Source organism: Streptomyces sp. BK340 (assembly GCF_007827595.1).
Taxonomy (GTDB): Bacteria; Actinomycetota; Actinomycetes; order Streptomycetales; family Streptomycetaceae; genus Streptomyces.
Genome location: NZ_VISR01000003.1, coordinates 447753 through 468244, shown reverse-complemented (window position 1 = coordinate 468244; position 20492 = coordinate 447753). Strand labels below are relative to the sequence as shown.

Below are 20492 nucleotides of genomic sequence, written 5' to 3'. Positions count from 1 at the left end.
TCCCGGATATGAGAAGTGAAGGTCCTGACCCCGTCGACGCCCGGATCGGTGCCCGGCTGGCCGAACTCCGGACTCGACACGGCTGGTCCCTGGGGGAGCTGGCGGAGCGCAGCGGGGTGAGCAGGTCGACCCTGTCCCGGGCCGAGCGCGCGGAGACCAGCGCCACCGCGGCCGTCCTCAACCGCCTCTGCCACGTCTACGGACGCACCATGTCCCAGCTGCTCAGCGAGGTCGAGGCGGAACCGGCCCCGCTGGTGCGGGCGGTCGAGCAGCAGGTGTGGCAGGACCGCGCCGCCGGTTTCGTCCGCCGGTCCGTGTCCCCGCCGCACGCCGGCCTGCGCGGCGAACTGGTCGAGGGCCGGCTCGCCCCGGGCGCCGACATCGCGTACGACCGCCCGCCCGTGTCCGGCCTGGAACAGCACCTGTGGGTTCTGGAGGGCGCGCTGGAGGTGACCGTCGGCGACACCGGCCACCGTCTCGACGCGGGCGACTGCCTGCGGATGCGGGTCTTCGGGCCGACCAGGTTCCGCTGCGCCGGGCCGGAGGAAGCACGCTATGTGCTGGCGGTGGTGCGGCCGTGAGGGTGCTGCGCTGGAACGAGGCCCAAGTGCGGGACGGAAGTGAGGAGTTGGCCGGACTGCTGGCCGACGCCGTGGCCGGGGGTGCCTCGGTCGGCTTCCTCGCGCCGCTCGGGCGGACGGCGGCGGCCGCCTGGTGGCGGGAACGGGCCGACGGGGTGGCGGCCGGTCGGCTGGCGCTGTGGGTGGCCGTTGACGACACGGACCGTGTCGCGGGCACGGTGAGCCTGGCCCTGCCCGACAAGCCCAACAGCCGGCACCGCGCCGAACTCGTGAAGCTGATGGTGCACCGCTCCGCGCGCGGGCAGGGCCTCGGCCGCAGACTCCTCGCCACCGCCGAGGACGCGGCCGCCGCCATCGGCATCACCCTCCTCCACCTGGACACCGAGACCGGCAGCCCCGCCGAGCACCTCTACCGCTCGGCCGGCTGGACCGAGGCCGGTACCCTCCCCGACTACGCGGCGAACCCGGCGGGCGAACTGCGCCCGACGACCCTCTACTACAAGCGGCTGGATCCGCCGGCCGGGTGACTGTCAGTGGCAGGGACTACCGTGCGTGGCATGCCGGATGCTGATGACGTACGACGTGTCGCCCTGTCCCTGCCGGACACCACGGAGAAGATCGCCTGGAGCATGCCCACGTTCCGGGTGGCCGGGAAGATGTTCGCCACGCTGCCCGAGGACGAGACGTCCATCGCCGTGCGCTGCCCCAAGGAGGAGCGCGACGAACTGGTCATGGCCGAGCCGGGGAAGTTCTGGATCGCCGATCACGAGGCCCAGTTCGCCTGGGTGAGAGCGAGACTCGCCGCGCTGGAGGGCGAGGAGGAGTTGCGGGACATCCTCGCCGATTCCTGGAGGCAGGCCGCGCCGCCCCGACTCCTGGAGGCCTACCCGGAGTTGGGCCTGCCCGGCGGCAGTTGAAAATCCCTCGGCGGGGGCAGGGGCGGCGTGGCATGATCCCGCGCGGCGGGGATGCCGTGGGGCGGGGGAGGGGAGCGTACGCGTGACAAGTGCGGACGCACGGCGTGACATCGCGGCCATCGTCTCCCGGGTTCGGCGCAAGGCCGGTGCCGAGCCCCCGGCCGTCTGGTCGCGGGACTTCGCACTGTTCTTCGTCGCCCGTGCCGTCGCCCGCCTCGGTGACACCATGCTGCCCGTGGCGCTCGCCGCCGGTCTGCTGGAGCACGGGTACGGCGCGGGCGCGGTCGGCCTCGCCATGGCCTCCTCCGTCGCCGCCTTCGCCGGACTCGTCGTCCTCGGCGGGGTCGTCGCCGACCGGTTCAGCAGCCGCAGGCTGATGATCGGCGCCGACCTGGTCCGGCTCGTCACCCAGTCCTTCGCCGCCGGTCTCTTCTTCACCGGGCACGTGGTCCTGTGGCAGATCTGCGCCATCGGTGTCGTCAACGGCGCGGCCGCGGCCGTCTTCCAGCCGGGCGTGGCCAGCACCGTGCCCCGTCTCGCCCCCGACGTCCAGAGGGCGAACGGCGCGATCCGGATCGCCGAGTCGTCGGCACAGCTCGCCGGCCCGGCCGTAGCCGGCGTCCTGGTCGGCTTCGTCTCGCCCGGCGGCCTGTTCGCCGTGCACGCCACCACCTACGCCACCAGCGCCCTGTGCCTGCTCCTCCTGCGGCTGCCCCCGCTCCCCTCGGCCGCCCGCGCCGCCGGCCCCGGCCTGCGTGTCTTCCGGGCCGACCTGGTCGAGGGCTGGCGGGAGTTCCGGTCGCGCACCTGGCTGTGGGGCGTGATCGCCGTGTGGTGCGTGTACATGATCGCCGTCTGGGGGCCGACGGTCCCGCTCGTCGCCACCGAGGTCGTCCAGCACCACGGTCCCCGTGCCTACGGCCTGGTCAACTCGGCCCTTGGCGCCGGCACCGTGATCGGCGGCCTGCTCTCGCTGAGACTGCGCCCCCGCCGCATGCTGCGGGCCGGTGCGCTCGCTCTGTTCGCCTTCTTCGGCTTCCCGGCGACCGTCGGCGCAGGGCTCGGCGTGCCCGCCATGGCGGCCGGGGCGGCGGTGGCCGGAGCCGGGATGTCGTTCTGGGGAGTGATGTGGTCGACCAGCGTGCTGACCCAGGTCCCGTCCGACGTCCTCAACCGCATCCACGCCTACGACGTGGCCGGCTCCCTCGCGATGATGCCCGTGGGCCAGGCCCTCGCGGGCCCGGCGGCCGCGGCCCTCGGCGCCGACCACGTCCTGCTGGTCTCCGCCGTCATGAGCGTGGTGGTGGCCGCGGCCCTGCTCTCGGTCCCCGCGATCCGGGGCCTGGTGCGAGTGGAGACGCAGACGCCGCTGCACTGAGCAGGCGCCGCGGCTGGGCTCGCGGCGGGCTCCGGTGGGTGTGCCGGGTGGGTGCGACGGCCGGGTTCGTACGGCTGCCGTCCGAGTGTTGAGCGGGCGCCGCGGCATGGCTCGTGTCGGCTCTGGAGGGGGGCCTCGGCCGGGTTCGTATGCCTGCCGTCCGGGTGCTGAGCCGGTGCCGCGTCGGGCTTGCGTGGGGCCTCCCGGGTGGGCTCCGGAGGGGGCGCCTCAACCGGGTTCGCATGGTTGTCGTCCGTGGTCCGCGCGGGTGCCGCGTCGGGCTTGCGTGGGGCCTCCCGGGTGGGCTCCGGAGGGGGGCGCCTCAACCGGGTTCGCACGGCTGTCGTCCGCGGTCCGCGCCGGTGTCGCAGTCGAGCTCGCAGCGGCCGGCGTGGCGGTACCGAGCCGGTGCCGGGGTTCGGCTCGCACGGCCTCCTGCCCGCATGCCGAACCGCCTCCGGATCTCATGCGCGCACGGACGCCCGACCCGCCCCCACGAACGCCCCGATGCGCTCGCGCAGGCTCTGTGCGTCCAGCCCGTGTGCGGCGACGTGCTCCGTGATCGTGCCGTAGCGCCGCAGCTCACGGCGTCCCACGCCGAGGCCGAGCACCCGGTGCGGGACATCCGCCAGTGCCTCGCTCACTGCTGCCGTCGACGTTCCGGCGAGGTACGGCTCGACGAGGACGACGTCCGTGCCCGCGGATTCCGTGGCCCGGCGCAGGCCGGCCGTGTCGAAGGGCCGTACCGTCGTCGCGTACAGCACGGTCAGGTCCAGGCCCTCCGTGGCGGCGAGCGCCGCGTCCAGCATCGGCCCGACCGCGACGACCACACCTGCGTGCCCCTCGCGGACAGTCAGGAAGCGCTCCCCGTCGACCGCCAGCCCCTGCCGGTTGGCCTGCACGGAGAGCCGGACGTACACCTTGTCGTCCCCCGCGGCGACCGCGTGCCGCAGCAGTGTCTCGGCCTCGTCGGGATGTCCGGGCACGTGTACGGTCCAGCCGTCCAGGGTGTCGAGCAGCGCCACGTCGCCGGGCGCCATGTGGGTGTAGCCGCCGGCCGGCCAGTCGAAGGAGGCGGCCGCGCTCACCAGCACCGCCCCGGTGTCCTGGTGCCCGAGGTCCAGCTTGACCTGCTCGAAGGGCCGCTCCACGAGAAAGCTGGCGAAGGTGTGCACGACCGGCCTGAGCCCGGTGAGCGCGAGACCGGCGGCGGCGCCGACCAGCAGCTGCTCGCGGATGCCGACGTTGATCACCCGGCGCGGATGCCGGCGCAGTGCCCCGGCGAAGCCGTCCTTGCCGATCTCGGCGAGGACGACCGCGACCCGCGGATCCTCGTCGAGCAGCCGGGAGACGACGGGGGCGAAACGGTCACGCATGGTGTCCATGAGGGCTGGACCCTTTCCAGTGAGTTCTGACGGGACGGACGGGACGGACGGGACGAACGCGAGGTACGAGAAGGACCGGAGGGATCAGGCGTTCTTCGGTTCCACGCGGGCGACGACCACGTGCGGACGCCCCGGGTGCGGCGCGGTGAACGCGGCGTACAGGGCCTCGTGGTCCCGCCCGTCGACGGTCACCGCGGACCAGCCCGCGGCCTCGAAGCGGGCGGCGATCCCGCCGGGCCGGGCATGGCTGGCGGAGGAGTTGTCGATCACGACGGCGTGCAGTCGTTCGAGCCCGGCGGGCCCCGCGAAGGCGATCGCCTCGTGGTTGCTGCCCTCGTCCAGCTCGGCGTCCCCGATCAGCACCCAGACACCCGGCTCGTGCAGCCCCTGCGCACGCAGCCCCAGCGCGCTGCCCACGGCGATCGGCAGCCCGTGCCCCAGCGACCCGCTGCCGATCTCGGCCCCCGGCACCAGCACCCGGTCGGGGTGATGCCCGAGCGGGGAGTCGTACGCCCCGAACCCCGGCAGCCACTCGACGGGCACGAAGCCCTTCGCCGCGAGCACCGCGTAGTACGCCATCGGCCCGTGCCCCTTGCTCAGCAGGAACCGGTCCCGGGAGGGATCCTCGCGCCGCTCCGGCGTCACCCGGAGCACCCGGTCGTACAGCACCCACAGCGCGTCGAGCGTGGAGGTGGCCGCGGGGCCGTGCTTCTCGTCGCCCGTCATGAGCGCCATGAGCCGGGGCAGGTCGTCGTAGCCGTAGGTGCGGGTGTCGCCCGCTGCGATCTTCATGTCGAAGATCGTGCAACCTCAACCAAGCTTGAGGTCAACCGGAAAGCGTGCGCGACCACCGACCCGAGTGCGGTATTGTTTCCCTGCGCGTTTCGACCGGGGAAACCCCAGGTCAAACGGGCACCGGGACGTGGCGCAGCTTGGTAGCGCACTTGACTGGGGGTCAAGGGGTCGCAGGTTCAAATCCTGTCGTCCCGACCAGCTTTGTTGCCGGTCGGAGGCCGTCTTCTCAGGGATGAGGAGACGGCCTTTTCCGTGTCCGTGTCCGTTCCCGTGTCCGCTTCCGTTCCTGTTCCTGTTCCCGCATCCGCATCCGCATCCGCATCCGCATCAGTGTCCGCATTCGTGTCCGCGTCCGTCCTCGCGGGACTCTCGCCCTCCCCGTCGGGAAGGGTCGGGCCGTGATCGCCAGTGGCGATCCTGGCCGCCATCCCGGCGAGCTGACGGCAGGCCCGCTCGATCTCCATCCGGTCCGTGTTCCGCTTGCTGACGACGGCCGCGAGCAGCAGAGCGGTCAGTGCGGCAGAACCGTTGAACGCCTGCAGGGTGATCATGTTGGTGAGCAGGTCGCGACCTGAGAACGGGCCGGTCTGCCGGCCGGCGGCGATGATCGCGAAGGTCGACACGGCCAGCGCGCAGGGCGCGGCCCCGGCCAGCTGGAAGCGGAAGGCCGCCCAGACCAGCAGCGGGAAGCCGAGGAACAGCAGCGGTGTACGGCTGGTCTCGATGTAACCGATGGTGGCAACGGCAGCCACCAGCAGCAGCCCCTCCACCCAGCGGGCCGATGTCGCCTCCCTCGGCCAGCGGGCCGAACTCAGGACGAGCAGGACCGGCGTGACCACCAGGACACCCATGGCGTCGCCGGTCCACCAGACCGACCACGTGGGCCAGAAGTCGCTGGGGGTGAGCACCCCGGACAGGACCAGGGTCCCGGTGCCCGTCGTCGCACTGACCAGCATCCCGGTGAACGCGCCGAGAAAGATCAGGGCGAGCGCGTCCCGGAAGCTGTCCAGCTCCTTGCGGAACCCGGCACGGTGCAGCAGCCAGCAGGAGCACAGGGGTGCGAGGGTGTTTCCCACCACGATCGCCAGCACGGCCGGGAGCGACGGCCCCAGCGGGAAGTTGACCAGGAACGCGCCGAGCGCGATCCCGGGCCAGACCCGCGGGCCGCGCAGGAGCAGGCTCGCCACCGCGATACCGCTGGGCGGCCACAGCGGTGTGACCTGGCCGCGCACCAGCTGCTGGAGCAGTCCCACCTTGGCCGCGCCGAAATACAGCCCGGCGACGACACAGATCTCCAGGACGGCCAGCCCGGCCCGCCCGAGCCGTTCATGCGGTGCGACAGCCATCGGGCGACCTCCGTGTCCATCGCCCCGAAGCCCATCATCCGTCGGATCCCGCGGAACCTCCATGCCATCGCTCAGGCGTCCGGAGTGCGCAGGGCGAGGATGGCCATGTCGTCGTGACCGTCGCTGGGGTGGTGCTCCGCCAGTGCCCGGACGAACTCCGGCAGGGGCAGGGCGGCATGTTCCGCGGCGAGCTTGGCCAGCTCGGCCAGGCTCTCGTCGATGGAATGGGCGGGATGTTCGATCAGCCCATCGGTGAAGAAGACCACGGTGGCGGCCGGGGGCAGGAAGCGGGAGTGGTCGGGGCGCGTCTGCTCGGTGTCGACCCCGAGCGGCAGGCCGGGCTCGGCGAACAGGAAGTCCATCCGGTGCTCAGGGGTGATCAGCAGGGGCGGGACGTGGCCCGCGGTGCTCCAGTGCATTCGCCAGCCCGGTCCCTCCGGTTCGATACGGGCCAGAGTGGTGGTCGTGACGGGATTGTTGGTGGCCTGCAGGGCCCGGTCGAGATGGGTGAGGACCGTGCCGGGCGGATTGCTCTGGTCGAACAGCAGAGCGCGCAGCATGTTGCGGGTGGAGGCCATGGCGGCCGCGGCATGCAGATCGTGCCCGACGACGTCGCCGATGACGACGGCCACGACGTTGTCGGGCAGGAGAATGGCGTCGTACCAGTCCCCGCCGAGCTGACTGGGCTGGGCGGCGGGCTGATAGATGGCAGCGGCCGTGAAAGGCCGCAGGTCGGGCAGGGTGGGCAGCAGGAGCCGCTGGAACTGCTCGGCTCCCACGCGCACCCGCTCGAACAGCCGGACGTTCTCGATCGAGATGCCGGCGGCGCTGGCCAGGGCGAGGACGACGTTCTCGTCGTGCACGTCGAAGGGCTGGCCGTCGTGCCGCTCGGAGAGGTAGAGATCGCCGTAGATCTCGCCGCGCACGGTGATGGCGACGCCGAGCAGGGTGTGCAGGCACGGATGGCCGGGCGGGAAGCCGGTGGAGGAGGGATGGGCCGGGATGTCCTCGATCCGCAGGGGTTCGGGGTGGCGGATCAGATGGCCGAGGACACCCCGACCCCGTGGCAGGCCGACGCTGGCCAGATCATTGCGTTCCTGCTCGGTCAGTCCGGCCGTGATGAACTTCTCCAGGCGCTCCCCGGACTCGTTGAGCACCCCCAGCGCCCCGTAGCGGGCGCCTACCAGGTCCATGGCGGTGGTGACGATACGGTGCAGCACCGCGGGCAGCTCCACCTCTCGGCTGATGGCCACGACCGCGTCCAGCAGTCCCTGCAGCCGGTCCATGGCGGACAGCAGGTCGCGCAGTTGGTCGTCGATCCGGCCCAGCTCGGAACGCAGCTGCACATGCAGGTCGGGCAGGTGCGGCTGCTTGGGCGGTCTCCCCTCCCTCTGCCTCGCCATGGTGTCCCGGCCTCCTGGCACGATCCGATCAAGCGGCTGCGTCGCCTTCTGATTGTGGCATCGCTGAGCGAAATCGGGCGTTCCGGGCGAATCAGGTGTTGGAGACATCCCTTCGGGAGAGTGCGAGGTAGCCGACCAGCCCGAGGATGGCCACCGTCCAGGACAGCGTCACCGGGCCGAGGCCCAGTCCGAGGCCGCCCCGGTGCGGCTCCAGCGCCATCCAGTCGGCGATCGAGGCGCCGAGGGGACGGGTGATGACGTACGCCGTCCAGAACGCGGGCACCGCGCCGAGGGTGCCCGCCCCGTGGACGAGGGCCGGGACGCAGATCGCAACGGCGAACAGGACCGCCGAGCCGAGGTAGCCGAAGCCGATGGACGCGGTGAGGTCGCCCGCGGCCGTGCCGAGCGCGAACGTGGCGAGGACGGCCGCCCAGTAGAACGCCTCGCGGCGGCGGGTGTGGATGCTGTGGATCGACAGGGTCCGCTCGCTCGCGTACCAGAGGGCGAAGACGCCGGCCAGGGCGACCATGAAGAGCGGCGTCGAGAGGGTGTAGGGCACGCCGATGCCCACGTGCAGGACGTCGGCCGCCATGGTGCCGAACACGCTGACCATGACGATCGCCGTCCAGTAGACCCAGGCCACGTACCGGCGGACGGCGAACTGCACCGCGAGCGACGCCACCAGGGCCAGACCGCCGAGGCCGACCGCCGGGACCGGGCCGAGCAGGTGCGCCAGGAGGTCGGACGCGGTCTCGCCCATGCCGGTGGTGAGGACCTTGATGATCCAGAAGTAGACGGTGACCTCGGGCACCTTGTTCGCGGCCGCACGGATGCGGGCGCGGCCAGGGGCGTGGGACCGCTGGTCGAGGACGTGCTCTGTACTCATGGCCGCACCCTCGCATGGGCAACTGCCCCTTCCCCAGACCCCTTTGCCATAGTTTTGAGGCTTCTGGTGCAGGTGTTGCCACAGGCCGCCGCAGAGCTGAACACAACCTGAAAGCATTGGGGAAAGTCCTGGTCAGGGCCCTGACTGGCCTGATAGGCAGGCCAGTCACCCAGGCGGCCTTTGTCAGGACACGACACCCACGTGGGCGAGGGCCTGCCTCAGCAGCACTCCGTGCCCGCCCGGCATCTCGCTCTGCACGGCCGGCGAGGCGGCCTCCTGGGGGCTGAACCACACCAGGTCCAGTGCGTCCTGCCGGGGCCGGCAGTCGCCGGTCACCGGGACGATGTAGGCGAGGGACACCGCGTGCTGGCGCGGGTCGTGGTACGGCGTGATGCCGGCCGTCGGGAAGTACTCGGCGACCGTGAACGGCTGCAGGGAGGCCGGCACCCGGGGCAGCGCGACCGGGCCGAGGTCCTTCTCCAGATGGCGCAGCAGGGCGTCACGGACCCGCTCGTGGTGCAGGACGCGGCCGGAGACCAGCGTCCGGCTGACCGTTCCGTCCGGGCCGATGCGCAGCAGCAGTCCGATGCTCGTGACTTCGCCGCTGTCGTCCACACGCACGGGCACGGCCTCGACGTACAGGATCGGCATCCGGGCCCGGGCCATTTCCAGCTCGTCCGTGGTCAGCCAGCCGGGCGTGGTTTCGGTCATGTCAGACATTGCTTGATCATACTTTCCGGGTGGGGCGCGCGCTCAGTCGCGGGCCGGATCGTTTGCGGGCAGTCCGTACAGTCGGCGGGCGTTGTCACGGCCCGTCCAGGCCGCGATACGCAGGGCGTCGGGCAGGCTCAACTCGTCGGCGTCCACCCGGGACTGGAGCATTCCGGCCAGCCCCTGCCGGAAGGACAGCGCGCCCAGGTGGTGGAACTCGGCCACACCGTAGGCGTCCGAGCTGTACAGCAGTTTGCGGAACGGGGTGATCTCCAGCGCCTCCTCCAGCACCGCCCGGGAGCGGGCCGGGCCGGTGTAGTGCAGGGCCAGCCCGACGTCCAGGTACACCTGCTCGAACACCGTGGCCAGGTAGGCCGCCTGGCGGTGGTACGGCCAGCAGTGCAGCAGCAGAACCGGGATCGTGCCGGCCGTCAGGTGCAGCCAGTCGGTGAGCAGGGCGGGGTCGGCGTGGTGCAGTCGCAGGTCGGCGTCGCCGAAGCCGGTGTGCAGCTGGAGGGGCAGGCCGAGGTCGACGGCCGTCCACAGCAGGTGCCGTACCAGGACCGGGTCGGTCAGGCGTCCGCCGTCCGCGAGCCAGCGCCGGGCGGCCTCCGCCACCTCCGTCTGCGCGGGGCGCTCGGGGGCGAGCGCGAAGCCGGTGCGGTAGGCGGCCACGGACTTCACCGCGACCACTCCGGGTCGCCGTACGGCCTCCTCGGCCGCCGCCGGGAACACGGCCGCGTACTCGCCCGCCTCCACGCCCCGTGCGGCCACGGCCTCGGCGACCTGCTCGAGCCGTACGACCTCGTGGGCGGCGGTGGTGCCCGCGGCCTCGGCCAGTTCGGCGGGGGAGGTGACGGGGTGCGGGGCGTAGCCGGTGTCCACGCAGAAGGCCTCGGCTCCCGCGGCGGTCAGGAACCGGCGGTTGACCTCGCGCCAGCCGAGTTCGGCACGCCGGGCCAGATAGTCGGCCGGGGGCGCGTGCCGGGGCAGGTCCAGCAGGGGGGCGCAGTGCCGGCGTACGGCCACGCCGACCGGGCTGTCGAAGGTCGAGCTGCCGGGCCAGGCCTCGCCCTCGGTGATCAGCGACTCGAACTGCCCGGGCGCGAGATCGGCCGTGACGGCGCCGTGGCAGTGGTGGTCGACCAGCGGCAGCGCGGCGAGCATCTCGTCGACGGGGCCGGTAGCGGGCATCGTCAGTACTTCCAGCGGTAGGCGGCCGCCACCTGCGCGTCGTCCAGCCCGTCCACGGCGGCCGCCTCCCCGAGCCGTACGGCGGTCACCGCGTCCGCCAGGACCGGGCCCAGCGCGGCCCGCAGGACCTGGTCGGCACGGAACTCCTCGACGGCCTGCGGCAGCGAGGTCGGCAGGCGCTCGACCCCGCGGGCGGCCGCCTCGTCCGGGCCGTACCGGGCCGGGTCCCCGGTGATCTCCTCGGACAGCGGCAGGGACGTCGTCATCCCGTCGAGGCCGGCGGCGATGACACAGCCCAGCGCCAGATAGGGGTTGGCGGCCAGGTCGACCGGCTTGATCTCCATGTTGGCGTCCCGGTCCCGGCGGCCCGCCGTGCCGGTGACGATCCGCAGCGCGGCCTCGCGGGTCTCCCGGCCCCAGGCGGTGAACACGCCCGCCCACCGGGAGGGTTTGAGCCGCAGATAGCTGGCCGGACTCGGCGCGGTGACCGCCGTGAGCGCCGGCAGGCGGGCGAGCACCCCGGCCACGAACGACTCCGCCGCGGCCGTCATTCCGTACCGGCCCTCGCCGCCGGAGTGCAGGTTCACCCCGCCGCGCCAGCAGGACAGGTGCAGATGGCCGCCGTTGCCGACGCCCTCGGGCAGGACCGCGGGTGCGAAGGAGACCCGCAGCCGGTGCCGCCGCGCAACCGCCCGGACCGTCTGCCGCACCAGCACGCTGCGGTCGGCCGCCGCCACCGGGTCCAGGGCGCCCACCGAGACCTCGAACTGCCCGGCCGCGTACTCGGGATGGATCTGGTCGACGTCCACGCCCTGTGCCACGAGCGCCGCCAGCAGGTCGGCGGTGTAGTCGCTCAGCTCGATCTGCCGGGTCGCGCCGTACGCCGGCCCGGAGACCGCCGGGACGAAGTCCGTACCGGGCGCCGTGTCGAGGCCGACCGCCCACTCGACCTCGACGGCCGCTTTGAACGCGAGGCCGTGCCGGTCGGCGGCGTCGGCGACGATCCGGCGCAGAAAGGTCCGGGCACAGCCGGGGTGCCGCTCGCCCTCCTGCGTGATCCGGTCCACGGGCGCCCACGCCCAGCCGGGCTGCCCCGCCAGGACCACCAGCTGGTCGAGGTCCGGGTAGAGCCTGAGGTCGCCGTCCGGGGAGCCGAGGACGTCGGTGGTGACGATCGAGTCGTCGGCCAGGAACGTGTCGAACACCGGCGACATGCCGACACCCCAGGACACGGCGGCCTCCAGGCGTGCCGTCGGGATCGTCTTGACCCGGCCGATGCCCGCCGTGTCCACATAGGCAAGGACGATCCCGTGCACGCCCCGGGCGGCCAGCTCGGCGGTGAGCGCGGCCACCCGGCGCAGGTCGCCGGGGCGTCCGCCGGGCACCGGGTCGGCAAGGGTGGTCATACGTCCTCCTCGGCGGGCCGGAGCCCAGGCCCCGGTGTCGTCGGGCTCAGGGTTTCACGGCCACCGCGCCGTACTGCGGTACCGCGGCGGCGTCGGGCCCGGCGCGCCACCGCGAGCACGGCACCAGACCCGGTTCGACCGGCTCCAGACCGTCGAGGAACGAGGCGATCTCGGCGCGGCTGCGGGCGGTGATCGGCGGGGTGGCGTTGGCGTTCCAGAACTCCATCGCGGCGACGTTGCCCTCGCCGCCCACCTCGGCGTCGAAGGTCGGGTGGGTGAGCACCAGGTGACTGCCGGAGGGGACCGCCGCCATGATCTGCCGCACGATGTCCCGGGCCGCGTCGGTGTCCAGGACGAAGTTGAGGATGCCCAGCATCATCACCGCGACCGGTCGGTCCAGGTCCAGTGTGTCGCCGGCGCGGCGCACGATGGTGTCCGCGTCGTGCACGTCGGCGTCGATGTAGTCGGTGACGCCCTCGGGGGAGCTGGTGAGCAGGGAGCGGGCGTGCACGAGCACGATCGGGTCGTTGTCGACGTACACGACCCGCGACTCGGGCGCGATCCGCTGGGCGATCTCGTGGGTGTTGTCGACCGTCGGGAGCCCGGTGCCGACGTCGAGGAACTGGCGCAGGCCGCGCTCCTCGGCCAGGAACCGCACCGCCCGGCCCAGGAAGTCCCGGTCCGCACGGGCCACCGACCGGATCACCGGGAACATCCCGGCGATGTGCTCGCCGACCTGCTGGTCGACCTCGTAGTTGTCCTTGCCGCCGATCCAGTAGTTCCAGACCCGCGCGTTGTGCGCCACGGAGGTGTTCAGCCTCGCCGGTCCGGCCGTCGGGGAGTCGCCCGCGCTCACGTCGCCGCCCTTCTCCTGTGGGGTTGTCGTGGTCATTGTGCCCCCGGTCGATCGCGCTGTCCGGGGAAACGCGCAGCGTGAGGGCTTGGCCACCCTCCGAGGCACCCGGTCGTATGAGGAACACTGGAGCCTTCGGTTCCTACCCGCCCGCCCACCGCGTATCCCGTCACCGACCGGAAGAAGGACATGCCCGCCACGCCCGCGTCCCTGCTCGAAGTCCCCGGCCTGCCCGCCGGACCCGCCGACATCCGGCTCGTCGTCACCGACATGGACGGCACCCTGCTGGACGACGCTATGCGGTTGATGACCCGTCCTTAGTTCTGGCGGTCCCTGGGCCTGGTGGTCTCGTCGATGAGTTGCAGCATGTCGTCGAGGCGGGTGCGGAGGCGCTCGATGATGAGGACGAGTCCGGCGGGGTCGATCTGGGCGAGGTCTTCGGCGCGCGCGTATTCGAGGTCGCGGGTGGCGTAGTCGATGCGTGCGCGCTGGAGGTCGGTGAGGGGTCCTGGGTGGGGCCGGGACTGCTCATCGGGCATGTGGGTCTCGCTTGCTGCTGATGGCGCGGGCGTGGCCGGGTTGGTTGAAGGGTGCACACAGATCGTTGATCTGCGGGTTCCCTGTTGACAATAGGTCAAATATCACCTCACTCGAACGAGTGTTTTAATCTTTAGGGGGTTGCGCTCCGGCCGGAGATCACACTCGCGATGTACCAACGATGGTACAGACAATGATCAGCTTGTTGACCAGCGTGTATCCGTGCCATCTGATCCGTTGCCCGACTGGGTACTCACCCGACGCCGGGTCATCGGAGACGCCATCCGCGCAGCTCGCGGGAACCGTCAACTCAGTCAGGAGAAGTTAGGCGAGTTGACGGGCCTCGACCGCAAAACGATCAACCGGATCGAGCAAGGCACCCACTCAACACACCTTGATCACCTGCTCCTCATCGCCGACGCCCTCAACGTCCCGCTCGCCGACCTCGTTCGCTGACGGGCAGCCTCACGGCCCTGACATCTGCTCTACGCGGGAGGACAGGGCGTCCGTCGCGCCACCCGCAGAATTTTTTGCGGCGGGCTACAGGGCAGCAGGAGGCCCCGCCCATCCGCCACGGGGGAGACGGACGAACGGGGCCAGTTCAGGCGCGGTAGGTCAGATCACTGCCCGCACTGCCCGCACGGCTGGCTGCCGACCCGCGCGATCTTGTTACCGTTCTCATCGGTCTCCCAGATATCCGCCCGCGAACCCCCGCACCCGGGGGTCGGGCACCCGATGTTCTCGATGATCTGCGGCATGGTGTACCTCCTGAGTCTTGTCCGTCCCGCAGAACCCGCACCTGATCCGGGTCAGCTTGGACAGACGTCCTTTGGCGTCGTACAGGTAGTCATCGCGTACAGAGCCCTGGCAGCCATCGGTGGCGCAGGGCGTCGCTCCGGTGAGGTGCCCGTGTGGGCTGGAGCGGACGGTGCCGGTGTTGCACTCCAGGCACGGGAAGGGGTGGAGCCCCTCATCGTTAACGACGTACGCGATCATTTCCGGCAAATGGCAGTTGGGGCAGATGGCAGCCATTGGGTGTGCGGGTCTCCTTGGTAGAGCCGTTCGAGTGGTGACACCGCGCCCAACGACTGACCGCCTGCTCTGTCACCCTTCGCCGGAGTCCTGGGGTGGCGTGCTATCGGCGGCGTCGGGGCCTGTGGCGCTCCGGAGGCCGCTCGGGGTAGGTCTGCTGTGGTGCGGGCCGGCAGCGCTGCTCGTGGACGTACACGGTCGTCCCGGGCCCCGACGCCGAGTGGTGGTCAACCGCCCGGTAACCATCGCCCCGCCCGATCGGCAGGCTGCAGCGGACGCAGATCACCGGCGTGCCTCTCTCACCAGCCGGACCAGAGCCAGCCCGGTCGGGCACTGGGTGTAGTCGTCGACGCACTGCTCACACGCCCCGGAGTGCAACTGAAGGGCCTGCATCGCCCGCGGCAGAGTGCACGGCCGGCAGGCCCGCGGGAACCAGTGGGTGCCGTCGGCGGCTTGCTGCTCGCCGAGGTCGATGGCCGTGGTGGTAGTGAGCGGGGTGGCGTCCCAGATGCAGGCGGCGCCGCGGGCCTGCTCCTCGGTGAGGCCGTCACGCGGCGGCAGGGGCAGCAGGTCGACGACGGCGGTACTCACGGCGCGCTCCTTCGGGCTGTGGTGTGCGGCGCCGCCCGCTGCCTGGCGGGGGTTGGGCGGCGCCGCCTCATGTGAGTTCACGCTACGTACGTGCGTGATCACAGCCCAGCGACAAAGTGCATCAGTCGCTCCGTCAATTCTGCCTCGGGTAGGACGTGTTGTCCTACCCCGACTACAGGGAGGGGTCGACGCCCAGTCGTGCGGCCAGCGACCTCAACGGCGTGTTGCGGCGGCGCTCCGCCTCCAGCATCTCCCGCACGGTGGCCGACGCCAGTACCTGCAGTTTGATCCACTCCGGCTGGTCTTCCTCCACCTCCAACAAGGTGGCGAGCGCACCCTCACTGTCGCCGGTCTGATACTGCGCCTGCGCCACGTCGACCCGGTACGCGGCCGAATGCACCGGCCGGGAGATCTCCCCCAGCCGCACCTCTCCCGCGAACTCCAGCGCCTGCTCCGGCCGGTTCTCCGACCCGGCCAGCGCGATGTTCACCTTCTGCGTTCGCACATCCGTCACCGAGAAAGCGGTGCCATACGCGCGGACCGGGCCCGAACGGACCGCGGCAGCCTCAGCCCCGGACAGCAACTCTATGGCCCGGTCGTGGTCGTCACGACGCGCCGCCGGTGTCGCCGCAGCCACCAGCAGATTGCCGTACACCGCGAACTGCGCGGGCGTGCCCTTCATGAACGACGGCTCCAGCGCCTCCGCCTTGCGCACCGCAATGTCCTGCGCCTGCTCCCACCGGCCCTGCCGCAGCAGCACCCACGACAGCGTGGACACCCCCATGCCCTCCATCAGCGGATCGCTCGCGCGCGCGGCCGCGGCGAGCTGCTTTTCGACCGCCGAATACGCCCAATCCGGATGCCCGGCCTGCGTAGCCAGGCAGGCGGCGATCTGGTAGGCCAGCGCGAGCTGCTGCCACACCCGCTCCGTCGGCGTCTGCCGGGCGACCGCACGACCGTCCCGCAGCAGCAGCGGCAGCGTGGCGGACAGCTGCGAATACTCGCCCCGCCAGTACTGCGCGGTCGCCGCCTTCACGCTGTCGACCCACGCCTGCTCTGCTGGAGGGTCCTCCAGGTCGTCGCCGACAGGGACTCCGGGCAGGGCGTCGATGTCCTGGATGGCGTCGCGCAGTGCGATGAGGCCGCCGTCGTCCTGCAGTTGCTGGGTCACAGTGGGCTGTCCTACCAGTCGCTCCAGCTGGACATCGAGAGCCCTTGCGAGAGAGCGCAGCGTGTGCATGCGCGCGGACTGCCGGACGCCTTGCTCTAGCTTGCGGATGGTGTCGACGCTGACGCCGGCGCGGGAGGCGAGGCCTTCCTGGGTGAGGTCGCGGAACTCGCGCAGGCTACGGATGCGGTCGCCGATCGATGTGGTCATGTGTACCCCCGCCAGAAGGTATGTAGGTGTCTACGGTACTGCGGCTGGAATCTGGCGGAACCGGCATGCGTGAATGCGGTCTGTGGTCGATAGGCTGGTCCCATGTCCCCCAGCCCTCTGCCTCCGGGCGTCGTGCGCTCTGCTGCGGCCGTGAACGAGGACATCCGTCGTCTATGGCGGGACCCGCGCGTGCAGCTCAGCGGGGAAGGGCGAGCGGCCCTGGAACGGCTGTACGAGGAGTGGGCGGCCGCCATACGCGCCAAGGTTGTTGAGGCGGCTTAGGCGTACTGGCGGCGCTGCGGATCCAACGCCAGCGGCAACGACCCGCCCCCACCCCCGTTCCCGTTCCCTGGGCTAGGGCTCGGGCTGCTCGTGGCCCGGCAGGTGTAGTGCGTCGACCCGTCCGTATCCGGCGTGCACTCATACGTCACGCCCTGCCCATCCGTGAACGTCCACCCAGACGGAGCCGAACCCGCAGGCCCCTGCTCCCCGGTCGCGCCCTTCTCACCCTTCTCGCCCTGCGGACCAGCCGGACCCTGCTCACCCTGCGGCCCGGCAGGGCCTCCAGGCCCAGTCGGGCCAGCCGCGCCCGGCGAGCCCGGCGCCCCGCTCGTGCCCGCTGTACCAGCCTTCCCCGGTTTACCCGACGGCCCCGGCGAACCAGACGGGCCAGGTACCCCCGGCTCACCCTGCGGACCCGGCGGCCCCGTCACACTCACACCCGGCTCACCCCGGCTCCCGGGCGTTCCCGCAACAGGCGTCGCACCCAGCCTCTGCACCTGGGACGCCAACGCATCCCGTGCCTGATTCGCTGTCTCCAGCCGTTGGCCCAAACTCTCAACGCTCAGGACGATCCACGCCAGCACCGCGCCCAGCAGCAACGCTCCCACAGCGGCCAGCACATCACCGCGCCGCCACCGGCGCTCCTCCGCTCGGATCTGTGACCGGCTCACGATTTGGCCCCTTGTGTCAGCAGCAATATCACTGGGAGGAGGATCCCGATGAGCGGCACGATCACCGCGCCGATCAGCCACCGCCGCGTCGCAACGAGCTTCTCGGTGTCCTTCTCCCGCAACGTCTCCAACGTGGCCACCCGGGCGGCGAGCGCCTCATGTCGCAGGTCGTACAACTTCTGGTCGACCTTGTCGTCCAGACGTCGGCCGAGTTGTTGGATGTCGTCTCGGACGTCGGCGAGCCGATCCTCGAAGCGGCGGACGACCTCACCGAGAGTCGGCTCGTCGGGCACGTGCTATCTCTCCTTGGTCAGGCGCTGGCGGCGTGTGAGCCGGACGTGACGAGGGAGTCCTGCGCCTTACCGGACAGGCCGGTCGGCTTCCACAGCCCGAAGTGCGCCAGCACACCCGTGCCGAAGGACACGAGCGCGAGGACCGCGGCGGTACCCACGCTGTACCCGGCGTCGTGCGGGCCCGCGTACTCGACGACGAACCCGTTCACGGTGGACAGGGCGAGCAGCAGGACGGCCTTCGTCCCGGCGGACGTGACGCGGGTGGTGACGAGGCCGACGAGGACCGGGAGGACGACGGAGGTGACGAGGCCCAGCCAGTAGGCGGCGTCGAGGTTGACGGTCATGGTTTCTCCTGAGGGTGTTATGCGACGACGTCGAAGCCGTGCTTCGCGCCGAGTCTCTTGAGGCTGGTCATGCCGGGAATGCCGTCGGCGGCCGTCCCCGAGTAGCCAAGCCGCTTCTGCCAGCGCGCATACGCGTTGACGGTCAGCGACCCGAACGAGCCGTCCACGTACTGCGCGGCCAGCAGCTTCTCCGCCTGCAGCGCCTTCTCCACGACGAGGACTTCCGCCCGGTACGTCGTGTGGCCCTGCACGGCCGACGGGTCCTTGCGGGCCGCGGCCACCACGTGCGCCAGCGACACCCGCGGCTTGGCCGGCGGCTGCGACGGGGGCGGGGGGCTGACGAATGCGGGCCAGCTCCCGGGGTCCTGGTGGGTGTTCTCGGGCACCTGGCTGTGGCCGTACCAGCCGCCCTGCTTCTCCCACACCGACTCGCTGCGGTTGGGAGCGAACGAGGTCGGATGTCCCATCGGCCAGGCGTCCGGGATCCCCAGGGAGCGCGTCCAGGCGTTGATGTCAGCCCAGCCCTTGCACGGCGTGTCCGCGAGGGTGGCGTACACCTTTCCGCCGTAGCGGGTGTAGGGGAAGAACACGGCCTCAATCTGGATCACGTACTTCCCCGCCCTGTTGGTCCGGGTCCCGCCCGCGAGGTCGACGACTGACTTCGACCGGGAGTCGGCCGGGTACAGCTGCACGATCTGCCCGGTGAACGGGTCCCAGATCAGATGCGGCGCCATGCCGACACCTGAGGTGGTGAAGTAGTTCAGGAGCGCCTCGAAGCTGACGTGATCGATGGGCTTTCCCGCGGTGGCGTTCTTGTCCCACGTGATGTGCGCGATTACGCGCGCCGGGTACTGCCCGTCGGTGGGGGCGTGGTCGCCGACATCGTGTCTGGCGGCACCGGGCATCCAGAGGTCGACCATGGTCATCGTCCTGTCTCTGTGAGCCACTTACGCATGGCCAGTGCCAGCGCAAGGTCAGGGTCGTCGGGGATCGGGCCAGGAGTCGGCGTCGGCGCCCGGGTAAGCGCGGGCACGGTCACGTCGCCGTCCTGCGTGAGCAGCCACGTCATGTCCGTCTCGGCCACCCAGCACGACCCCGCGTCGCCCCACGAGCCGCCCCAGCTGTTGTCGAGGCGGAACCGCTTCCCGTCCCAGCCGGACACGACGATCTCGTGGCCGCCGGCCAGCCCGGACTTGCGGTCGACCGGGAGCGTGCCATCGCCCTTGGGGTCGAACATGCTGTTGAGCCAGATGATCCCGATCATCGCCGGGCCGGACTGCAGCGCCGACTTGAGGGCGGTGAGAGAGAACGCGTGGGTGTACCCGGACGCCAACCCCCAGCCCTTGAGGGCCTTCGCCACCCCCAGCCCCGAGGAGCCCGTGTCGTCGGGCGGATACGAGCCGCGGACGCTGTCGAGCGTCGTCGCCATCTTGTACAGGTCGACCGCTAGCGCCTCGTCGACCGGCCGGGCAACGCCCTTCACTGTCACCGAGGTCGCTCCCGGGCCCGCCGCGGAGTCCGTGGCCAGCACGCCGGCGGCCGCGTTGCCCGTGCACGAGCCCAACGAGCCTTGGTCGAAGATGTCCACGCGCCGCTGCCACTGCACCGGTCGGACCGTCGATTCCGGCAGCACACCGTGCGCGTACCGCAGGGAGCGCGGATCGTGTTCGACGTGCCGTCCGAGGCGGAACGGGCCGCCGCGCTCGGGGAGATGCTCTGTCCTCAACTGGGGCTCCTACACGGTCGTTATGACTTGCTCGTACTTCTGCGCCACTACCACCGACACCCCGGCCACACCGTCCAGGTACTGGCGTAGCGCGTTCACCACGTCGAGTTCGTCGACGATCGGTGCGTCCTGGCTGATCCCGGAGATGCTCACCGATACCAGCGGCTCGTTGCTGCCGTTCCGCCCGGTGATCACGTAGGTGGCCATGGGGTCCCTTCTCAGGCGATCCGCTGGAGCATGATGTAGCTGTCGGTGTAGAGCGTCGTCGCTGTCGCGTTGGAGGCGTTCTGTGCCCAGCTCACCGCCCACGTTCCGGCTGTCGACCCGACCCGGAGCGTGCCCTTGATGAAGACCGACAGGGCGTTGCCGACGCCCAGGGCGCCGAAGCTGCGGCTCTGTGTGACGTCGTTGGATTCGGTGCGGATCATGTATCCGTTGGTGCGGACGGTGTCGGTTTCCAGCGTCGGCGTGGACTGCGACCCGATCACGGTGATACCGGTGCCATGCCCGGCCCACTCGCCCAGGGAGCCGGATGGTGCGGTGAAAGAAACGAGCAGGTCCCCGGCGGTCGCGCCGTCGTACTTCAGCCAGCCCCACCATGTGTAGACGGCGTTGGCCTCGGCGGAGAAGGTCAGGTGGGGGTCGGCTGTCGGTGACGTGCTGGCGGTGATGCTGGTGTCCGCCGTTTTCCTGAGCGTCTGGGGTTGCATGCTGCGCAGCAGTGATGCGGTGATCCGTTGCCCCGCGAGGGGCGTGGGGTAGGCCTCAGCCACGATGCGCCTC

The 20492-nt window shown here is 71.1% G+C and carries 26 protein-coding genes and 1 tRNA gene; 8 read left to right on the top strand and 19 right to left on the bottom strand.

The window, feature by feature from the left end:
* The first annotated feature begins 8 nt into the window (after positions 1 to 8).
* The 4 genes from FB157_RS08685 to FB157_RS08670 all read left to right on the top strand — a co-directional run bounded on the left by FB157_RS08685 (position 9) and on the right by FB157_RS08670 (position 2876).
* A complete protein-coding gene (locus tag FB157_RS08685) occupies positions 9 to 581 on the top strand; it encodes a helix-turn-helix domain-containing protein (protein ID WP_145877600.1) in 573 nt (190 codons plus the stop codon).
* Positions 578 to 1108: a GNAT family N-acetyltransferase gene (locus FB157_RS08680; protein ID WP_186581413.1), complete on the top strand. Its 531-nt coding sequence runs from the start codon at positions 578 to 580 to the stop codon at positions 1106 to 1108. The genes FB157_RS08685 and FB157_RS08680 overlap by 4 nt, the downstream gene beginning before the upstream one ends.
* A gap of 30 nt (positions 1109 to 1138) precedes the next feature.
* On the top strand, positions 1139 to 1498 hold the full coding sequence (locus FB157_RS08675; RefSeq protein WP_186581412.1) for an MmcQ/YjbR family DNA-binding protein: 360 nt from the start codon (positions 1139 to 1141) through the stop codon (positions 1496 to 1498).
* Positions 1499 to 1607: 109 nt separating this feature from the next.
* A complete protein-coding gene (locus FB157_RS08670) occupies positions 1608 to 2876 on the top strand; it encodes an MFS transporter (protein WP_261386225.1) in 1269 nt (422 codons plus the stop codon).
* Between the two features lie 464 nt (positions 2877 to 3340).
* Here the strand turns inward: FB157_RS08670 and FB157_RS08665 are convergent, their stop codons facing one another.
* Positions 3341 to 4261 (bottom strand): transketolase family protein, encoded by a 921-nt coding sequence (locus tag FB157_RS08665; protein ID WP_145877595.1) that lies wholly within the window; start codon positions 4259 to 4261, stop codon positions 3341 to 3343.
* Between the two features lie 84 nt (positions 4262 to 4345).
* A complete protein-coding gene (locus FB157_RS08660) occupies positions 4346 to 5053 on the bottom strand; it encodes a transketolase (protein WP_145877594.1) in 708 nt (235 codons plus the stop codon).
* A 124-nt stretch (positions 5054 to 5177) separates the two neighbouring features.
* On the opposite strand from FB157_RS08660, the gene FB157_RS08655 reads away from it, so the two are divergent.
* Positions 5178 to 5254, top strand: a tRNA-Pro gene (locus FB157_RS08655).
* Here FB157_RS08655 and FB157_RS08650 read toward each other — a convergent pair.
* The 7 genes from FB157_RS08650 to FB157_RS08620 form a co-directional block, all read right to left on the bottom strand.
* Entirely contained in the window at positions 5233 to 6402 is a 1170-nt protein-coding gene (locus tag FB157_RS08650; protein ID WP_145877592.1) for an MASE1 domain-containing protein, read from the bottom strand. The two genes, FB157_RS08655 and FB157_RS08650, sit on opposite strands and share 22 nt — an antisense overlap.
* Before the next feature lie 71 nt (positions 6403 to 6473).
* Complete coding sequence (locus FB157_RS08645; RefSeq protein ID WP_145877591.1) at positions 6474 to 7805, bottom strand: PP2C family protein-serine/threonine phosphatase; 1332 nt, start codon at positions 7803 to 7805, stop codon at positions 6474 to 6476.
* 91 nt (positions 7806 to 7896) lie between these two features.
* The gene (locus FB157_RS08640) at positions 7897 to 8691 is read right to left on the bottom strand and encodes a hypothetical protein (RefSeq protein ID WP_145877589.1); all 795 of its coding nucleotides are present in this window, start codon (positions 8689 to 8691) and stop codon (positions 7897 to 7899) included.
* A gap of 183 nt (positions 8692 to 8874) precedes the next feature.
* Positions 8875 to 9402: an NUDIX hydrolase family protein gene (locus FB157_RS08635; RefSeq protein WP_186581424.1), complete on the bottom strand. Its 528-nt coding sequence runs from the start codon at positions 9400 to 9402 to the stop codon at positions 8875 to 8877.
* 42 nt (positions 9403 to 9444) lie between these two features.
* Positions 9445 to 10596, bottom strand: a complete 1152-nt coding sequence (locus tag FB157_RS08630) for an amidohydrolase family protein (protein ID WP_145877585.1) — start codon at positions 10594 to 10596, stop codon at positions 9445 to 9447.
* A gap of 2 nt (positions 10597 to 10598) precedes the next feature.
* Positions 10599 to 12002 (bottom strand): glutamine synthetase family protein, encoded by a 1404-nt coding sequence (locus tag FB157_RS08625; RefSeq protein WP_145877583.1) that lies wholly within the window; start codon positions 12000 to 12002, stop codon positions 10599 to 10601.
* Between the two features lie 46 nt (positions 12003 to 12048).
* Positions 12049 to 12894, bottom strand: coding sequence for an SAM-dependent methyltransferase (locus FB157_RS08620; protein ID WP_385172669.1), 846 nt, complete (start codon positions 12892 to 12894; stop codon positions 12049 to 12051).
* Positions 12895 to 13044: 150 nt separating this feature from the next.
* Between FB157_RS08620 and FB157_RS08615 the strand changes: the two genes are divergently transcribed.
* On the top strand, positions 13045 to 13176 hold the full coding sequence (locus FB157_RS08615; protein ID WP_261386212.1) for a hypothetical protein: 132 nt from the start codon (positions 13045 to 13047) through the stop codon (positions 13174 to 13176).
* Here the strand turns inward: FB157_RS08615 and FB157_RS08610 are convergent.
* Positions 13173 to 13394: a hypothetical protein gene (locus FB157_RS08610; protein ID WP_145877582.1), complete on the bottom strand. Its 222-nt coding sequence runs from the start codon at positions 13392 to 13394 to the stop codon at positions 13173 to 13175. The genes FB157_RS08615 and FB157_RS08610 overlap by 4 nt on opposite strands.
* Positions 13395 to 13614: 220 nt before the next feature.
* Here FB157_RS08610 and FB157_RS08605 point away from each other — a divergent pair, with 220 nt between their 5' ends.
* Complete coding sequence (locus FB157_RS08605; RefSeq protein WP_145877580.1) at positions 13615 to 13848, top strand: helix-turn-helix domain-containing protein; 234 nt, start codon at positions 13615 to 13617, stop codon at positions 13846 to 13848.
* Positions 13849 to 14012: 164 nt separating this feature from the next.
* Here the strand turns inward: FB157_RS08605 and FB157_RS47190 are convergent, their stop codons facing one another.
* From FB157_RS47190 to FB157_RS08595, 3 genes are all read right to left on the bottom strand, one after another.
* Positions 14013 to 14150 (bottom strand): hypothetical protein, encoded by a 138-nt coding sequence (locus FB157_RS47190; RefSeq protein WP_186581411.1) that lies wholly within the window; start codon positions 14148 to 14150, stop codon positions 14013 to 14015.
* Positions 14151 to 14706: 556 nt separating this feature from the next.
* Positions 14707 to 15015, bottom strand: a complete 309-nt coding sequence (locus FB157_RS08600; RefSeq protein WP_145877578.1) for a hypothetical protein — start codon at positions 15013 to 15015, stop codon at positions 14707 to 14709.
* Positions 15016 to 15187: 172 nt separating this feature from the next.
* Positions 15188 to 16393 carry a helix-turn-helix domain-containing protein gene (locus tag FB157_RS08595; protein ID WP_145877577.1) on the bottom strand — a complete coding sequence of 402 codons (1206 nt, stop codon included), beginning with the start codon at positions 16391 to 16393 and terminating at the stop codon, positions 15188 to 15190.
* Between the two features lie 102 nt (positions 16394 to 16495).
* On the opposite strand from FB157_RS08595, the gene FB157_RS08590 reads away from it, so the two are divergent.
* The gene (locus FB157_RS08590) at positions 16496 to 16675 is read left to right on the top strand and encodes a hypothetical protein (RefSeq protein ID WP_145877575.1); all 180 of its coding nucleotides are present in this window, start codon (positions 16496 to 16498) and stop codon (positions 16673 to 16675) included.
* Between the two features lie 667 nt (positions 16676 to 17342).
* Here the strand turns inward: FB157_RS08590 and FB157_RS08580 are convergent.
* From FB157_RS08580 to FB157_RS08555, 6 genes are read right to left on the bottom strand one after another with little or no spacing between them, the layout of a single operon-like run.
* Positions 17343 to 17639, bottom strand: a complete 297-nt coding sequence (locus FB157_RS08580; RefSeq protein ID WP_145877571.1) for a hypothetical protein — start codon at positions 17637 to 17639, stop codon at positions 17343 to 17345.
* Positions 17640 to 17656: 17 nt separating this feature from the next.
* Complete coding sequence (locus FB157_RS08575) at positions 17657 to 17983, bottom strand: hypothetical protein (protein WP_145877569.1); 327 nt, start codon at positions 17981 to 17983, stop codon at positions 17657 to 17659.
* 17 nt (positions 17984 to 18000) lie between these two features.
* Positions 18001 to 18903, bottom strand: a complete 903-nt coding sequence (locus FB157_RS08570) for an endolysin (protein ID WP_145877920.1) — start codon at positions 18901 to 18903, stop codon at positions 18001 to 18003.
* Between the two features lie 2 nt (positions 18904 to 18905).
* Complete coding sequence (locus tag FB157_RS08565; protein WP_145877567.1) at positions 18906 to 19709, bottom strand: hypothetical protein; 804 nt, start codon at positions 19707 to 19709, stop codon at positions 18906 to 18908.
* A 9-nt stretch (positions 19710 to 19718) separates the two neighbouring features.
* The gene (locus FB157_RS08560; protein WP_145877566.1) at positions 19719 to 19916 is read right to left on the bottom strand and encodes a hypothetical protein; all 198 of its coding nucleotides are present in this window, start codon (positions 19914 to 19916) and stop codon (positions 19719 to 19721) included.
* Positions 19917 to 19927: 11 nt separating this feature from the next.
* Positions 19928 to 20482, bottom strand: a complete 555-nt coding sequence (locus FB157_RS08555) for a hypothetical protein (protein ID WP_145877564.1) — start codon at positions 20480 to 20482, stop codon at positions 19928 to 19930.
* Between the last annotated feature and the right edge of the window lie 10 nt (positions 20483 to 20492).

Excerpts from the sequence above, each read along its gene's own strand:
- FB157_RS47190 (WP_186581411.1), bottom strand. The coding sequence starts at position 14,150 with ATGCCGCAGATCATCGAGAACATCGGGTGCCCGACCCCCGGGTGCGGG.
- FB157_RS08635 (WP_186581424.1), bottom strand. The coding sequence starts at position 9,402 with ATGACCGAAACCACGCCCGGCTGGCTGACCACGGACGAGCTGGAAATG.
- FB157_RS08650 (WP_145877592.1), bottom strand. The coding sequence starts at position 6,402 with ATGGCTGTCGCACCGCATGAACGGCTCGGGCGGGCCGGGCTGGCCGTC.
- FB157_RS08590 (WP_145877575.1), top strand. The coding sequence starts at position 16,496 with ATGTCCCCCAGCCCTCTGCCTCCGGGCGTCGTGCGCTCTGCTGCGGCC.
- FB157_RS08640 (WP_145877589.1), bottom strand. The coding sequence starts at position 8,691 with ATGAGTACAGAGCACGTCCTCGACCAGCGGTCCCACGCCCCTGGCCGC.
- FB157_RS08625 (WP_145877583.1), bottom strand. The coding sequence starts at position 12,002 with ATGACCACCCTTGCCGACCCGGTGCCCGGCGGACGCCCCGGCGACCTG.
- FB157_RS08615 (WP_261386212.1), top strand. The coding sequence starts at position 13,045 with ATGCCCGCCACGCCCGCGTCCCTGCTCGAAGTCCCCGGCCTGCCCGCC.
- FB157_RS08665 (WP_145877595.1), bottom strand. The coding sequence starts at position 4,261 with ATGGACACCATGCGTGACCGTTTCGCCCCCGTCGTCTCCCGGCTGCTC.
- FB157_RS08620 (WP_385172669.1), bottom strand. The coding sequence starts at position 12,894 with ATGACCACGACAACCCCACAGGAGAAGGGCGGCGACGTGAGCGCGGGC.
- FB157_RS08595 (WP_145877577.1), bottom strand. The coding sequence starts at position 16,393 with ATGACCACATCGATCGGCGACCGCATCCGTAGCCTGCGCGAGTTCCGC.
- FB157_RS08630 (WP_145877585.1), bottom strand. The coding sequence starts at position 10,596 with ATGCCCGCTACCGGCCCCGTCGACGAGATGCTCGCCGCGCTGCCGCTG.
- FB157_RS08610 (WP_145877582.1), bottom strand. The coding sequence starts at position 13,394 with ATGCCCGATGAGCAGTCCCGGCCCCACCCAGGACCCCTCACCGACCTC.
- FB157_RS08645 (WP_145877591.1), bottom strand. The coding sequence starts at position 7,805 with ATGGCGAGGCAGAGGGAGGGGAGACCGCCCAAGCAGCCGCACCTGCCC.
- FB157_RS08575 (WP_145877569.1), bottom strand. The coding sequence starts at position 17,983 with ATGACCGTCAACCTCGACGCCGCCTACTGGCTGGGCCTCGTCACCTCC.
- FB157_RS08570 (WP_145877920.1), bottom strand. The coding sequence starts at position 18,903 with ATGGTCGACCTCTGGATGCCCGGTGCCGCCAGACACGATGTCGGCGAC.
- FB157_RS08675 (WP_186581412.1), top strand. The coding sequence starts at position 1,139 with ATGCCGGATGCTGATGACGTACGACGTGTCGCCCTGTCCCTGCCGGAC.
- FB157_RS08685 (WP_145877600.1), top strand. The coding sequence starts at position 9 with ATGAGAAGTGAAGGTCCTGACCCCGTCGACGCCCGGATCGGTGCCCGG.
- FB157_RS08660 (WP_145877594.1), bottom strand. The coding sequence starts at position 5,053 with ATGAAGATCGCAGCGGGCGACACCCGCACCTACGGCTACGACGACCTG.
- FB157_RS08560 (WP_145877566.1), bottom strand. The coding sequence starts at position 19,916 with ATGGCCACCTACGTGATCACCGGGCGGAACGGCAGCAACGAGCCGCTG.